This is a genomic window from Williamsia sp. 1135, from assembly GCF_002095395.1.
Classification (GTDB): Bacteria; Actinomycetota; Actinomycetes; order Mycobacteriales; family Mycobacteriaceae; genus Williamsia.
Window position 1 is genome coordinate 132305 of sequence record NZ_MJEI01000103.1, and the last position, 14093, is coordinate 146397.

The 14093-nt window shown below is 64.5% G+C and carries 11 protein-coding genes; 8 read left to right on the plus strand and 3 right to left on the minus strand.

Annotated elements, in window-relative coordinates:
• Both BFL43_RS21985 and BFL43_RS21990 read left to right on the plus strand, forming a co-directional pair.
• The gene (locus BFL43_RS21985) at window positions 1-729 is read left to right on the plus strand and encodes an ABC transporter permease (protein WP_084894878.1); all 729 of its coding nucleotides are present in this window, start codon (window positions 1-3) and stop codon (window positions 727-729) included.
• Window positions 726-1787 carry an ABC transporter ATP-binding protein gene (locus tag BFL43_RS21990; RefSeq protein WP_084894757.1) on the plus strand — a complete coding sequence of 354 codons (1062 nt, stop codon included), beginning with the start codon at window positions 726-728 and terminating at the stop codon, window positions 1785-1787. Before BFL43_RS21985 ends, BFL43_RS21990 begins: the two co-directional genes overlap by 4 nt.
• A gap of 97 nt (window positions 1788-1884) precedes the next feature.
• Here BFL43_RS21990 and BFL43_RS21995 read toward each other — a convergent pair whose 3' ends face one another.
• Window positions 1885-2850 carry an adenylate/guanylate cyclase domain-containing protein gene (locus BFL43_RS21995; RefSeq protein WP_240498414.1) on the minus strand — a complete coding sequence of 322 codons (966 nt, stop codon included), beginning with the start codon at window positions 2848-2850 and terminating at the stop codon, window positions 1885-1887.
• A complete protein-coding gene (locus tag BFL43_RS22000) occupies window positions 2847-4091 on the minus strand; it encodes a TetR/AcrR family transcriptional regulator (RefSeq protein ID WP_084894759.1) in 1245 nt (414 codons plus the stop codon). The genes BFL43_RS21995 and BFL43_RS22000 overlap by 4 nt, the downstream gene beginning before the upstream one ends.
• A gap of 147 nt (window positions 4092-4238) precedes the next feature.
• Here BFL43_RS22000 and BFL43_RS22005 point away from each other — a divergent pair, with 147 nt between their 5' ends.
• Both BFL43_RS22005 and BFL43_RS22010 read left to right on the plus strand, forming a co-directional pair.
• Window positions 4239-5447: an acetyl-CoA C-acetyltransferase gene (locus tag BFL43_RS22005; RefSeq protein WP_084839388.1), complete on the plus strand. Its 1209-nt coding sequence runs from the start codon at window positions 4239-4241 to the stop codon at window positions 5445-5447.
• Window positions 5448-5492: 45 nt separating this feature from the next.
• Window positions 5493-7670, plus strand: coding sequence for a 3-hydroxyacyl-CoA dehydrogenase NAD-binding domain-containing protein (locus BFL43_RS22010; protein ID WP_084894761.1), 2178 nt, complete (start codon window positions 5493-5495; stop codon window positions 7668-7670).
• Window positions 7671-7735: 65 nt separating this feature from the next.
• Here the strand turns inward: BFL43_RS22010 and BFL43_RS22015 are convergent, their stop codons facing one another.
• Window positions 7736-8557 carry an SGNH/GDSL hydrolase family protein gene (locus BFL43_RS22015; RefSeq protein ID WP_084894763.1) on the minus strand — a complete coding sequence of 274 codons (822 nt, stop codon included), beginning with the start codon at window positions 8555-8557 and terminating at the stop codon, window positions 7736-7738.
• Window positions 8558-8970: 413 nt separating this feature from the next.
• Here BFL43_RS22015 and BFL43_RS22020 point away from each other — a divergent pair, with 413 nt between their 5' ends.
• The 4 genes from BFL43_RS22020 to BFL43_RS22035 all read left to right on the plus strand — a co-directional run bounded on the left by BFL43_RS22020 (window position 8971) and on the right by BFL43_RS22035 (window position 14032).
• Window positions 8971-10239: an ABC transporter substrate-binding protein gene (locus BFL43_RS22020; RefSeq protein ID WP_206186730.1), complete on the plus strand. Its 1269-nt coding sequence runs from the start codon at window positions 8971-8973 to the stop codon at window positions 10237-10239.
• Between the two features lie 148 nt (window positions 10240-10387).
• Window positions 10388-12415, plus strand: coding sequence for an ABC transporter permease (locus BFL43_RS22025; RefSeq protein ID WP_084894765.1), 2028 nt, complete (start codon window positions 10388-10390; stop codon window positions 12413-12415).
• On the plus strand, window positions 12405-13241 hold the full coding sequence (locus tag BFL43_RS22030; RefSeq protein WP_084894767.1) for an ABC transporter ATP-binding protein: 837 nt from the start codon (window positions 12405-12407) through the stop codon (window positions 13239-13241). Before BFL43_RS22025 ends, BFL43_RS22030 begins: the two co-directional genes overlap by 11 nt.
• Window positions 13238-14032 (plus strand): ATP-binding cassette domain-containing protein, encoded by a 795-nt coding sequence (locus tag BFL43_RS22035; protein WP_084894769.1) that lies wholly within the window; start codon window positions 13238-13240, stop codon window positions 14030-14032. The genes BFL43_RS22030 and BFL43_RS22035 overlap by 4 nt, the downstream gene beginning before the upstream one ends.
• Window positions 14033-14093 lie beyond the last annotated feature (61 nt).

The following is a 14093-nucleotide window of genomic DNA, read 5'->3' on the forward strand; positions in this document are numbered from 1 at the left end:
ATGCTGCCGCCGATCGCGCTGGCGGTGAACACCCCGTGGGATGACTTCTGGGGCAACATCACCTCGCAATCATCGCTGGATGCACTGAAGCTGAGCTTGCGGACCGCGGCGGTCAGCACGGTGCTGTGCATCGTGCTCGGGGTGCCGATGGCGATTGTGTTCGCCCGACGAACCGGTATGTCGATCCGGGTGCTGCGGTCAGTGGTGCTCCTGCCGTTGGTCCTTCCGCCGGTGGTAGGCGGAATCGGGCTGCTCTATGCCTTCGGCAAATTCGGTCTGGTCGGCGAGCCGCTGTCATCGATCGGGATCGACATCGCCTTCTCGACGACCGCGGTGATCCTGGCCCAGACGTTTGTGGCACTGCCGTTTCTGGTGATCAGCCTCGAAGGTGCGCTCCGCAGTGTCGGTAGCCGCTATGAACAGGTGGCTGCGACCCTCGGTGCGTCCCCGACGCGAACTCTGTGGAAAGTGACCATGCCACTGGTGTTTCCCGCCTTGCTGTCCGGCATGGTGTTGGCCTTCGCACGAGCCCTCGGTGAGTTCGGGGCGACGATCACCTTTGCCGGTAACCTGCAAGGCGTCACCCAGACCGCACCTCTCGCGATCTACGTGGAGTCGATCAGCGAGCCCGAACAGGCTCTGCCGCTGTCGATCGTGTTGGTCGTCGTGGCGTTGCTGGTGGTGATCGCGGTGCACGTGCGCGACTCCAAGCGGGCGGTGGTCCTGTGACAGGGGACCTGGTCGCCGAACTGGCCGGCGAAGTGCCATTCCTCGACTTGAGCATTCGGATCCCTGCCGGACAGACCGTTGCGATCCTCGGTCCGAACGGTGCAGGCAAGAGCACGCTGATGAACATGCTGGCCGGACTGCTACGGCCCGACTCCGGCTCGGTGACGGTCGGGGTGCGCGAACTCGTCGGACCGAAAACGTTTGTGCCGCCTCATGAACGCGGGGTCGCATTGCTCTCGCAGCAGGGCATGCTGTTCCCGCATCTGACCGTGGCGCAGAACGTGGCCTTCGCCCCGGCCGCCGCGCACCTACCCCGCTCCGAGGTGCGCTCCCGAACGAAACGATGGCTGGACGCGGTCGACGCTACCGATCTGGCCGACCGCAAACCCGCACAGCTGTCCGGCGGGCAATCGCAGCGGGTCGCCTTGGCCCGGGCACTGGCCGCAGACCCCGATCTGCTGCTTCTCGACGAACCCTTCAGCGCGCTGGATGTCGATGTGGTGCACAGGATCCGGTCGATGCTCCGGGGCATCCTGCAGGATCGCGCCCGCACCACCTTGCTGGTGACCCACGACATCGCCGATGCGGTGACCCTCGCCGATTCGGCGATCATCCTCGGCGACGGAAGAATCGTGGCGCAGGGGCCGGTGCGGGAATTGCTCGCCAGTCCCGTCAATCAATTCGCCGCGCAACTGGCCGGCCTCAACCTGATCAGTGGTCATTGGTCGGGCGCGGTCGTGGAGACCGGCAGGTTCGCCATCGCCGGGATGGTCGATGAGACGCCGGCCGCGGGTGCATCCTCGATGGCCGCATTCTCGCCACGCGCGGTGGCCGTGTACCGGAGGCCACCTTCGGGGAGTCCGCGTAACGTCGTGAAAGCCGTTGTGGCGCAAATAGTGCCGCAGGGAGATCTGGCGCGGGTCGACTGCTTGGTCGACGATGCTGTGATCACCGCGGCGATCACCTGGGCTGCCGTGAGCGAACTCGGACTGGTCGCCGATGACGAGGTGGCTCTGGTGGTCAAGGCGACAGAGGTCACGGTGTACCCGGCGCGGTAGCGCTGACTTGACCCGCCCCGCAAACCCAGTCGTTCCAGGCAAACCCACATGTTGCAACGACTGGGTTTGCCTGGGACGACTGGGTTTGTGGGTGGGCTCAGGCTTTCTTGTTCGGCTCGAGCACACTCGCGCGGAGCCGTTTGTAGCCCCGGACGTGCAGGCTCCCGATCGATTTGAGGAAGAAGCGATCGTCGCCGTCGATCGCGTTTCCGAGTTCGGTGTCGGCGAGGATCGTTCCGGAGCGGGCGGAACTGGTCAGCCGGGCCGCGATGTTGACCGGTTCTCCGAAGACGTCGCCGAGCCGGGTCAGTACGGTGCCGAAGGCGATACCGACGCGCAGCGGTGGCAGGCCGTGTTCGTCGGTGAGCTGTTGTAGGGCGAGGGCCATGTCCGCCGCCGCGGCCGGATCTTCGACCTCGAACATCACGGCGTCGCCGAGGGTCTTCACCACCCGCCCGCCGCGTGAGTTGATGACGTCGTAAGCGTTTGTCTCGAACGTTTCGAGGAGACCGTCGAGCTCATCCATCCCGATCTTGCGTGACAAGCTCGTGTATCCGACTATGTCGACGAAACCGACTGCAAGAGTTCGGTTCACACCGTCGGTGGTCGCCAGCGCGTTCTGCAACGCGGACGCGAGATGGCGTCGCCAGACCAGCGTCTGAACCCGCTGCACAGCGCCGAGCATCGTCTCGAGATCTGGACTGTCGCCACTGCGGATGCGATCGGCCATGTTGCTGGCCTCCCAGTCCGCGAGCCGCGACATCGTCTGGCCGAGTGCTCTGGCCATGGCGATCTCGAACTCCGGGGGCTGGCCCTCGTCGAGGCCCCGGACGAGTTGCAGCGCCTGCACGTCGTCGGCGGTGAACAGTTTGTCGTCGCCCTGCATCGTGAAGCCGAACGCCGACCACACCCGCCGGGCGTGGTCCTCTGAGATGTTCAGGGCCGCGGTCATGTCTTCGAGGGTGAAGAGCCGCTCGCCGCCGAGCAGCTGCGTCTCGATCGTCTCGGCGCTGATGTCGGGCGGGCTGATGTCGGGTGGGCTGACGTCGGGCTGATCGATCACGGCAGTACGGTTCCTGCCTGACCAACGGGTCCGCCCTCGGGTAGTCCGAGCACGCCCTTCATCAGGTACGCCAGCAGAGCCGGCATGTCTGGCCTGCTCCAGTTGCGGCGCAAGCGCATGGCGTCGTTGGCGATTGTCAGTGCTGCGTGCACGGTCACCGCGGCCTCCGGGGTCGGTAGGTCGGTCTCGATCTGCTCGACCAGGTTCACCCAGCGTCCCACGTACCGGCGCTGATAGGTGATGAGATCGCCGTTGTCGAACCGTTCGAGCACACTACGACTGTTGAACGACACCGACAGGTCTGGCGTCGATGTCAGTACTTGGACATAGGAGTCCACGAGTACCGCGAGCAGCGATTGCGGATCGGAGGCGATCGAATACGCCGCGATGGCGCTGGCCTCCAGCCGGTTCGCGCTCCGCTGGCTGATGCCGATGAGAATCGCCTGCTTGCTCGGAAAGTGTTTGTAGACACTGGGTCCGGTGATTCCAACCGCCTCGCCGATCTCATCGACGCCGACGGTCGCGAACCCGCGCTGCTGGAACAGGGCTGCGGCCGCGTCGAGGATCTCGTCCCGGCGGCCGGACGGTTCTGCCATGGCCCGGGGCATCGGTGGAATGGGGGTGGCGCGGTCAGGGGTCAGCTCGACTACCCGGTCGACGAGTTTCACCAGCTGGGCCACCGCCCTCGCGGTGGAGATGCGCGTGCGGTGGACGGACACGCTGCCGTTGACGCTCAGAATCGACCAGGCCAGCTGGTCGATGTCGCGGGCGGACAGGTCGGTGCGATGGGCGAACACCGCACCCGACCATCGCTGCAGCACCTTGCGGGTGCGCCGGGCGACCTCGTCGTTCTGGTCCGGGGTCAGATGCGCGGTGGACCAGCGCCACAGGGCAGCTGACCGGGGGTTGGTCACCCCGAGGGCGCACAGCTTCTCGATGGCCTTGTCGATCGGGATCTGCCCGTCGGCCGCGGGGGCTAGTGCGGTATCTGTGCACTTCTCTATGTCCTCGACACCTGACATCACCGCCGCATAGAGGATCGCCTGTTTGTCGACGAAGTGCCGATAGATCGACGGTCCGGTCACCCCTGCAGCCTTCGCGATGTCCGCCACCGAGACATGGTCGTAGCCGCGCGCCAGGAAGAGTTCGGCAGCACGGTCGGTGAGCTGGTCTTTGCGGTCGGCCGGCCGACGATGACGCTGTGCTCGCGGGCCGTCCGCGACCTCGGGGTTCGTGGACATTGTGAATCAACCCTAGCGCATGATCGGACGATTGATTGCTGCTCTGTACTCGGGGTATGGTCAAATAAGTTACAGCGCGTTAGCCTAGTGTTAGATCGAAGGCGAGCGCTGGCGAACAGCGCAGTTCATCTGAAAGGAAACCCCAGCGTGACTGATGCATACATCTTCGAGGCCATTCGTACGCCTCGCGGCAAGCAACGTAAGGGCTCGTTGCACAGCGTCAAGCCCGTCGACCTCGTGGTCGGGCTCATCAACGAACTCAAGGTTCGCTTCCCCGATCTCGATCCGGCCGACATCAACGACGTCGTGCTGGGCATCGTGTCGCCGGTCGGCGAGCAGGGTGCGGTTCTCCCGCGGACGGCTGCCCTCGTGGCAGGTCTGCCCGACACCGTTCCCGGAACCCAGATCAACCGCTTCTGCGCCTCCGGCCTCGAGGCCACCAACCTCGCCGCCCAGAAGGTTGCCTCCGGCTGGGACCAGCTGGTCATCGCCGGTGGTGTGGAGTCGATGTCGCGCGTGCCGATGGGCAGCGACGGCGGCGCCATGTTCACCGACCCGACCACCGCATTCGATCTCTACATCGCTCCGCAGGGCATCGGTGCCGACCTGATCGCCACCATCGAGGGCTTCTCTCGCGAAGACGTCGATGCTTACGCCGCCGAGTCGCAGGCCCGCGCCGAGGCCGCCTGGTCGGCCGGATACTTCGCCAAGTCGGTCGTCCCGGTCAAGGACATCAACGGCGTCACCCTGCTCGATTACGACGAGCACCGTCGCCCGGGCAGCACCGTCGAGAGCCTCGGCAAGTTGAAGCCGGCCTTCGAGGGCCTGGCCGCGATGGGCGGATTCGACGATGTCGCCCGTCAGAAGTACGTCAACGTCGAGAAGATCAATCACGTTCACACCGGCGGTAACTCGTCCGGCATCGTCGACGGTTCCGCGCTGGTCCTGGTCGGTAGTGAGGCCGCAGGCAAGAAGGCCGGGCTGACCGCACGTGCACGCGTCGTCGCCACCGCTCAGACCGGTAGCGATCCCACGATCATGCTCACAGGCCCGACGCCGGCGACCGAAGCCGTTCTCGCCAAGGCCGGACTGACCATCGACGACATCGATGTCTTCGAGCTCAACGAGGCCTTCGCCTCGGTGGTCATGAAGTGGATGAAGGATCTCAACATCCCGCACGAGAAGACCAACGTCAACGGCGGCGCGATCGCCATGGGCCACCCGCTCGGCGCGACCGGCGCGATGCTGGTCGGCACCGTACTCGACGAACTCGAGCGCACCGGCGGCCGCTACGGCCTGATCACCCTGTGCATCGGCGGCGGCATGGGTGTCGCCACGATCATCGAGCGTGTCTGACCCTCTCCGGCCCTTCCCCACTTCACGAAAGAGTTGCGAATACCTATGACCGACAACATGATCAACTGGGAACAGGACAGCGACGGCGTCGTCCTGCTCACCATGGACGACCCGAATCAGGGCGCCAACACGATGAACGGGCTGTACACCACCTCGATGGCCGCGACGGTCGATCGTCTCGAGGCCGAGAAGGACAACATCACCGGTGTCATCCTGACGTCGGCCAAGAAGACCTTCTTCGCCGGTGGCGACCTCAAGGACATGACCGCTGATCGCAAGGGCGTCGACAAGGTCGAGCTGGCCACCCAGATCACGAACACCACCAACGGTATGAAGGCCGTGCTCCGTCGGCTCGAGACCCTGGGCAAGCCGGTCGTGGCGGCCATCAACGGCGCCGCACTCGGTGGCGGACTCGAGATCGCGCTGCACACCCACCACCGCATCGCGGCTGACGTCAAGGGCAGCCAGATCGGCCTCCCCGAGGTCACGCTGGGCCTGCTGCCCGGCGGCGGTGGCGTCGTGCGTACCGTGCGTCTGCTCGGTATCCAGAACGCACTGATGGGTGTTCTGCTGCAGGGCAACCGGTTCAAGCCGACCCAGGCCAAGGAGACCGGCCTCGTCGACGAGCTCGTCGGTTCGATCGACGAACTCGTCCCGGTCGCCAAGGCGTGGATCGCTGCCAATCCCGAGGCTGCTCAGCCGTGGGACAAGAAGGGCTACAAGATGCCCGGCGGCTCGCCCACCAGCCCGTCGCTCGCACAGATGCTCCCGGCGATCCCGTCGCTGCTGCGTCAGCAGCTCAAGGGTGCCCCGATGCCGGCGCCGCGCGCGATCATGGCCGCCGCCATCGAAGGCGCGTACGTCGACGTCGACACCGCCGATCAGGTCGAGACCCGCTACTTCGTGTCGCTGGTGACCGGTCAGGTCGCGCAGAACATGATCAAGGCGTTCTTCTTCGACCTGCAGGCCATCAACGGCGGCGCGTCGCGTCCCGACGGTTTCGAGAAGTTCACCGCCAAGAAGGTCGGCGTCATCGGTGCCGGAATGATGGGCGCTGCAATCGCTTACGTCTCTGCCAAGTCGGGCATCGAGGTCGTCCTCAAGGACATCAACATCGAAGCCGCCGAAAAGGGCAAGGGCTATGCGATCAAGCTCGAAGAGAAGGCTCTCTCGCGTGGCAAGACCACGAAGGAGAAGTCGGACGAGCTGCTGGCCCGCATCACCCCGACCGTCGACGCCGCGGACTTCAAGGGCGTCGACCTCGTGATCGAGGCCGCGTTCGAGTCGGTCGAGGTCAAACACAAGGTATTCCAGGAGATCGAGGACATCGTCGAACCCGACGCCATCCTGGGCTCCAACACCTCGACCCTGCCGATCACCAGCCTGGCCGAGGGTGTCAAGCGGTCCGAGGACTTCATCGGAATCCACTTCTTCTCGCCCGTCGACAAGATGCCGCTGGTGGAGATCATCAAGGGCGCCAAGACCTCTGACGCGGTCCTGGCCAAGGTCATCGACTACACCCTGCAGATCCGCAAGACCCCGATCGTCGTCAACGACAGCCGTGGCTTCTTCACCTCGCGGGTCATCGGCACCTTCGTCAACGAGGCCATCGCGGCCGTCGGCGAAGGTGTGGAGCCGGCGTTCATCGAGCAGGCAGGCGCGCAGGCCGGTTACCCGGCTCCGCCGCTGCAGCTCATGGACGAGCTGACGCTGACGCTGCCGCAGAAGATCCGCAAGGAGACCGAGAAGGCCCTCGCCAACGAGGGCAAAGAGGTCCCCGACCACGGTTCTTCCGCTGTCGTGGACAAGATGGTCGACGAGTTCGGCCGCCCGGGACGCTCGGGTGGCAAGGGCTTCTACGACTACGACGAGAACGGCAAGCGCGTCGGCATCTGGCCCGGTCTGCGTGAATCGTTCAACTCGGGCTCGAAGACGATCCCGTTCGAGGACATGCAAGAGCGCATGCTCTTCGCCGAGGCCCTCGAAACCGTCAAGTGTTTCGACGAGGGTGTGCTCGAGACCGTCGCCGACGCCAACATCGGCTCGATCTTCGGCATCGGCTTCCCGGCGTGGACCGGCGGTGTCATCCAGTACATCAACCAGTACGAGGGTGGTCTGCAGGGCTTCGTCGATCGCGCCCGCGATCTCGCGAGCAAGTACGGCAGCAACTTCGAGCCGCCGCAGTCGCTCGTCGACAAGGCAGCCAAGGGCGAGAAGTACTGAAGTCCTTCTGACGGGGAGGTGTTCCCGCGCGTCTATGTGAGAGGCGCGCAGTAAGAAGTCACCTCTTAGCCCCTGCGCTCATCACGGCCCGGTTCCTGCAATGGAACCGGGCCGTGATGCGTCTCCGGCACCACCGGCGTCAGTTCTGGGCGTTTGGGTTCTCTGCCGTCTCCGAGGGAGACCCCGCGGATGCGCCGAATCATCCACGGAATGAAAAACGTCCTGGCCCACTGTGTTTCACGAGCGATGGTCTGCGCGATCGTCAGCGGAGGGCGCGGCGGCAATGCCTCGCCCCATTGCGGGTCGCTGCCGGGGAGGCCGAGGGCGTGGGCGGCGCCGGCAGCGAATCTCTGATGTCCGAAGGGGGATGCGTGCAAGCGATCGGGCGACCACGATCGGGGGTCGGTGAGAACCGATGCGGCATGCAGGTCGACGAGGACGAATCCGTACGTCATGGCGAACTCCCGCATCATCTCGTTGACCGCCAGTAGCCGCGCTTCGATGCGTTTTGCGATCGGTACGGTGCGAGCGAGGTTCGGAAACGTCGAGATCAGCACCGTCGCGTCCGACTTTCGCAGTTCGCTGTAGATGAAGTCGAGGTCCCTGTGGACCTGCGATATCGCTGTGCTGGCAAGTACGTCGTTCATGCCCAGGGGAGCGGCCACCAGATCCGGCTGCAGCGCGACGGCCGGAGCGAGCTGTACGTCGCGGATCTGTCGGGTGGTCCGGCCCCGGACCGCGAGATTGGCGTAGCGCAGGCGCGGGTTGTGCTCGGCCAGCATCTCGGCCAGTCGGTCGGCCCAGCCTCGGTAGCCGGCGTCATCGTCGCCGTCACACATGCCTTCGGTCTGACTGTCTCCTATTGCGACGAAACGTGAGTAGCTCACCCCGCAGAGTCTAGAGCCGTGAGGCGACAAGGGGAGTCAGGGCGCACTGCCGCGTTCACGGGGCGGGATTTAGTGCGCAATGCGAACGATATTTCCGACCACTATTTATACGCCTCAAATCGGACAATACGGACGGTTTCGAGAAGTCCATCGCTGCCGATTTCGTCCAGAATTTTACTTATGGATTCACCTTGACGCGGCTGTAAGGCAGGGGCTATTTTTCGAGTGGCCCAGATCACACCCGGATTGGGCACTCCGAATTGCAAGCACGCCATTCGGTTGCAAACCCCGTGTAACTCGGAGGGCCTGGCCGGGCTTATTCGTGCTGTTCAAACCCCAAGTCATCGCCTCGGCGAACCGATCTTGTCGCACCTATTCGTCTGAAGTCAGAAGCCGCCGGGAAAGGCATTGAAATGCGTAAGAGAACCGGCCGGATTGCGGCAGTATTTGTCGCGGCGGCGTGTGTCTTTTCCGTCGTCTCCTGTAGCGACGACAGCGGGTCCGATGACGGCGGTAGCACCGCCGCCGCGCCATCGGAGAGTGGCACCAAGGCCACCGGTACGCCGATCAAGGTCGGCTTCCTCAACCCTTCGAACGGACCGATCACCCAGCCCGGTGTCGAGGTCGGGCAACAGGCTGCGGTCAAGTACATCAACGACTCGCTCGGCGGTATCGACGGACACCCCATCGAGGTGACCAGTTGCGCCGTCGATGTGTCGGCGCCGGAATCGACCATCGGTTGCGCCAATCAGCTGGTGCAGGCCGGTGTAACTGCGGTCATCGATGGTTACGACGCCGCGTCGAGTGCGGCCCTGCCGATCCTCAAGTCCGCCAACATCCCGCTCGTCGGGCAGATTCCTTTCGATTCCGTGACGGGCTCGTCGGCCGACAATCGGGTCTACTTCGGACCGCCTCAGGCTTCCTTCCTGGTCGGCGTGATGCAGTCCCTCAAAGCGCAGGGCAAGAACTCTCTGACGCTGGCAAACGTCGACGTTGCGGCCGCACGCCAGACGTTCGAGCGCATTCTGCTGCCGCTGGGCCAGCAGCTCGGTCTCGACGTCAAGAGTGTCTACTACTCACCGACGAACCCGAACTACACCGCGTTGGCGTCGACCATCAACTCCGGTAACCCCGATGCCGGCGGCCTGATGACCTCGCAGACAGACGCGAACTGCACCAAGCTCGCCCAGTCGTTGCAGAGCGTGGGCTTCAAGAACACCATGTTCCTCGCGGCCTGCACCGAGTTCCTCGAGGCACTTGGTCCCAAGGCCGTTGGTGCCCAGACGTATTCACCTATCTGGCTCGACCCGGCCAAGGATTCTGCCCCGGCGGACATGCAAGCCAACCTCGACATCACCAAGAAGTACGTCGATGAGGCCGGCGAGTCCGGTGGCTTCTACGCCTACGGCACCTTCGCGACGTTCGTCGACTTCGCTCGGACCCTCGGTGCAGCGAAGCCTGCGGAGTACACCGGCGCCACCGTTCTGGCATCCCTCAAGGCCGTGACGGACTACCAGAGCTGGCTCGGACCGAAGCTCAACTGCGGCAAGCCGACCACGCCGAACTGCACCACGGAGATGTTCGTCTTCGAGGTGGTCGCCGATCAGAAGACAGAACCCGTCGGTGGCGGACTGACTCAGCCGAATCCGGCTGCGCTCGCGGCCATCCCGGGTGCCAGCTAGTAGATAGCGCTCTACCGTCAGACAGATCTACTGGGGGGTGGATCGCTCGAAGCCTCGAGCGATCCACCCCCCAGGCATCAACGCCTTGATACCGCGCACTCTCGTACCGGTTTCGCGCAGATCCACACAGTGAGGTGGGCAACGACCCATGAGTCAATTCGTCCAATTCGTGTTCCTCGGCCTGGCGGTCGGCGCCGTCTACTCGGTGTTCGCCACCTCATTGGTCGGCATCTACGCTGCCACCGGGGTCATCAACTTCGCTCAGGGTTCGATTGCGCTCTGGGCGGTGTATGTTGTTGCCGCACTGCGCACCGACGGTACCCTCGTGCTTCCTATCGGGAGCCTGAGCATCGGCAGTGAGGACAACCCGACACCGATGGTGCTCGCCATCGTGATCGGCGTCGTTTCTGCTGCGCTGTGGGCGCTGCTTGCGCACTATCTGATCTTCCGGCCGCTGCGCCACGCTCCGGTGCTGGCACAGGTGGTCGCCTCGGTCGGCCTGATGCTGTTCATAACGGCTCTGGTACATCTACGTTTCAGCACCGACTCCCTGATGGCACTACCGATTTTGCCGCAGAATACCTTCGAGATCGCCGGCGCGGTCGTCAACGTGAGCGACATCCTCATGGCCGTCGTCGCGATACTGATCGCCTTGTTGCTGTGGGCGTATTTCTCGCTGACGACTCTCGGTGTCGCGACACGGGCGGGTTCTGAGGACGAGCTGGCCGCGCGACTTGCCGGCTTCTCGCCAGATCGGCTCGCCGCAATCGTGTGGGTGATCACCGGTGCCGCCTCCGGCCTCATCGTCGTCCTCGGTGCTTACACAATCGGTCTGGATGCCACGAGTTACACGTTCTACATCATCCCTGCGCTGGCGGTTGCGCTGGTCGGACGACTCACCTCGTTCGGGGTCGCCTGTGCGGCCGGGTTGATCTTGGGTGCATTCCAGGCCGTGATCCTGTGGGCGAGCACCCTGGAGTGGTGGCCCAGCTGGGCGCAGACCGGGGTCGGCGACGCTGTTCCGTTCGTTGTCGTGGTGATCGCGCTGTTCCTGCTGGGCGGCAAGATCCCGTCGCGCGGCTCGCTCGGCGAGGCGAAGATGCCTGCGGTGTTCATTCCCAGAATTCGTCCGATACCGGTCGTCCTGATGGTCGCCGCTGTGGTGGTCGCTGTTCTGTTGACCTCCGGCAGTTGGCGTTTCGGAATCCTGACGTCGATGATCTTGTCACTGATCGCATTGTCTCTCGTGCTGCTGACCGGTTATCTCGGTCAGATCTCCCTGGCGAGTATGGCGTTCGCTGGTGCGGCGGGATTCGCACTGTCGAAGGTCACGACGAACTGGGGCGTCCCCTTCCCGCTGAGCATCCTGCTGTCGGCGTTGATCGCCACCGTGCTCGGTGTGATCGTCGGCGTTCCCGCCCTCCGTATCCGCGGCGCACAATTGGCTGTCGTGACACTGGCTGCGGCGCTGGCCATTCAGAGCTTCGTCTTCAACAATCCATCGTTGACGCCGTTCGAGGGCAACCTCATCGAGGACCCCACGTTGTTCGGCTGGGACCTGTCGGTGCGGCAGGGCAGCGAACTGACGACCATCGAGTTCTCGATGATGGTGTTGGTGGTGGTGACAGTGTTGACACTCATAGTGATGCGGTTCATGGCGGGCGCCACGGGTCGCGCGTTCCTCGCGGTGCGTTCGAACGAGCGAGCAGCGGCGTCGGTGGGAATCAACGTTGCGGCAACGAAGATCTTGGGCTTCGCGTTGTCTGCATTTCTTGCCGGGGTCGGCGGTTGTCTCATCGGGTACAGCCGCGGGCAGCTGTCCGCGGGATCGTTCACCGTGATCATCGGCCTGACGTTGCTCGCGATGACCTACGTCGGCGGCATCACGTCGGTGTCGGGTGCGTTCGTTGCGGGCATCATCGGTCCGCTGGGAGTGGGGTACGTATTCCTCACTCAGACCCTGGATTTCGGTAAGTACTACGAGCTGATCGCGGCCGGCAGCCTGTTGCTGATGGCTGTGCTCAACCCGGTGGGTGTCGCCGGTGCGGTACGCGAAGCGGTAGACCACATCAAAGCGAGGATCGGTAAGGGTCCAGATTCCGGTAAGACCGCTGCGCCTGCTGTGCCGGCGTCGTCAGGAACATCCGAAGCGAAAGCGAGTTCTCATGTCGGCTGAAGCGCAGGGAGCAGCACTGCTGCAGGCTCGAGGCCTGTCGGTCCGGTACGGCGGTGTGGTCGCCAATGACGACATCACTCTCGAGGTCGGAGCCGGCGAGATCGTCGGCCTCATCGGTCCCAACGGGGCGGGTAAGACCACGTTCGTCGATGCCGTCACCGGCTTCACCAAGTCAACCGGTGAGGTGACGATGGGCGGGGTCCGGATCGACGGGTACAGCCCGCACCGCAGACGAGGCACGGGCATGGCTCGAACCTGGCAGGCAGGCGAGCTGTTCGCGGACCTGACGGTGGCCGAGAATCTAGCGGTCGCGGTGCAGAAACCGGGCCTCAAAGCTCTGGTCGCGGATATCTTCACCGGGTCGAAGCCGCCCGCGAAAACCATCGGCGAGGCGCTCGCGATGGTGGGCCTGACCGATTCCGCGGACCGGCATCCGAGTGAGCTGGCCCTGGGCCAGCAGAAACTGGTGGGTGTGGCGCGGGCCCTCGTGGGCGGCACCAGGATGGTGCTGCTCGACGAACCGGCAGCAGGCCTGGACACCCACGAGAGCCGCGACTTCGGAGACGAGCTGCGTCGTATCGCCGCGACCGGCATCGGAGTGTTGTTGATCGACCACGACATGTCGCTCGTTCTCGACGTGTGCCATCGGCTCTACGTCCTGGACTTCGGAAAAGTCATTGCCGCGGGCCCTCCGCAGGAGATTCGAGACGACCCGCGGGTCGTGTCCGCCTACCTGGGCAGTGCCGAGGTGGAGGCGGAAGTCGACATCGACGCCGCCGGCGGGCCCGAGGCATCGCCGCTACTGCAGAAAGGGTCGGCGCAATGACAACCACAACCGCCGTGGCCAGCGAATCGGTGCTGACGATCGAGGGACTCAATGTCGGCTACGGCGGAGTCCCGGCCGTCCGCGACTTCAATGCGAGTGTGCGGGCAGGGGAGATCCTGGCGTTGCTCGGACCCAATGGAGCCGGCAAGACGACCACCCTGCTCGCCACGGTCGGTGCACTGCCGCTCATGTCGGGGGCGGTGACCGTCCTCGGGGCACCGCTCGACAAGCGGGTCGAACGTAACGCCCGGCGAGGTCTTACCTTGGTCCCCGACAACCGCGGTGTGTTCCACAAACTCACCGTGTCCGACAACCTGAGGCTGGCCAAACGCAAGGGCGGCGCCGAACTGAGCGACGTCTTCGAGTACTTCCCCAAGTTGAAGACGCTCAAAGGTCGGCGGTGCGGCAACCTCTCGGGCGGTGAGCAACAGATGCTGGCGCTCGCGAAGGCGCTGCTGGCGAAGCCCAAGGTCCTGCTGATCGACGAGCTCAGCCTCGGCCTGTCGCCGATCGCGGTGAAGGACTTGCTGCCGCGCCTGCGCACCATCGCCGACGAGCAGCAGATGGCAGTGGTGCTCGTGGAGCAACACATCGACCTCGCCCTTGCGATTGCCGACTCCGCGATCGTCCTGCACCATGGCCGAGTGGCTTTGGCGGGGTCGGCGCAGGATCTCCGGGGCCAACGCGAGAAGGTTGAGGCCGCGTACTTCGGACTGGCCGGAGACGAAGCGAAGCGGAGCTCGACCGGTGAGACCCGTGAGACCGGTGCGGCGGCAACGGTTGTCGAATAGCGCCTGAACTCGAGGCAGGCGTGTGGAAGCGGTCCGTCGTGGGGCATCCGGGACGGTGCGC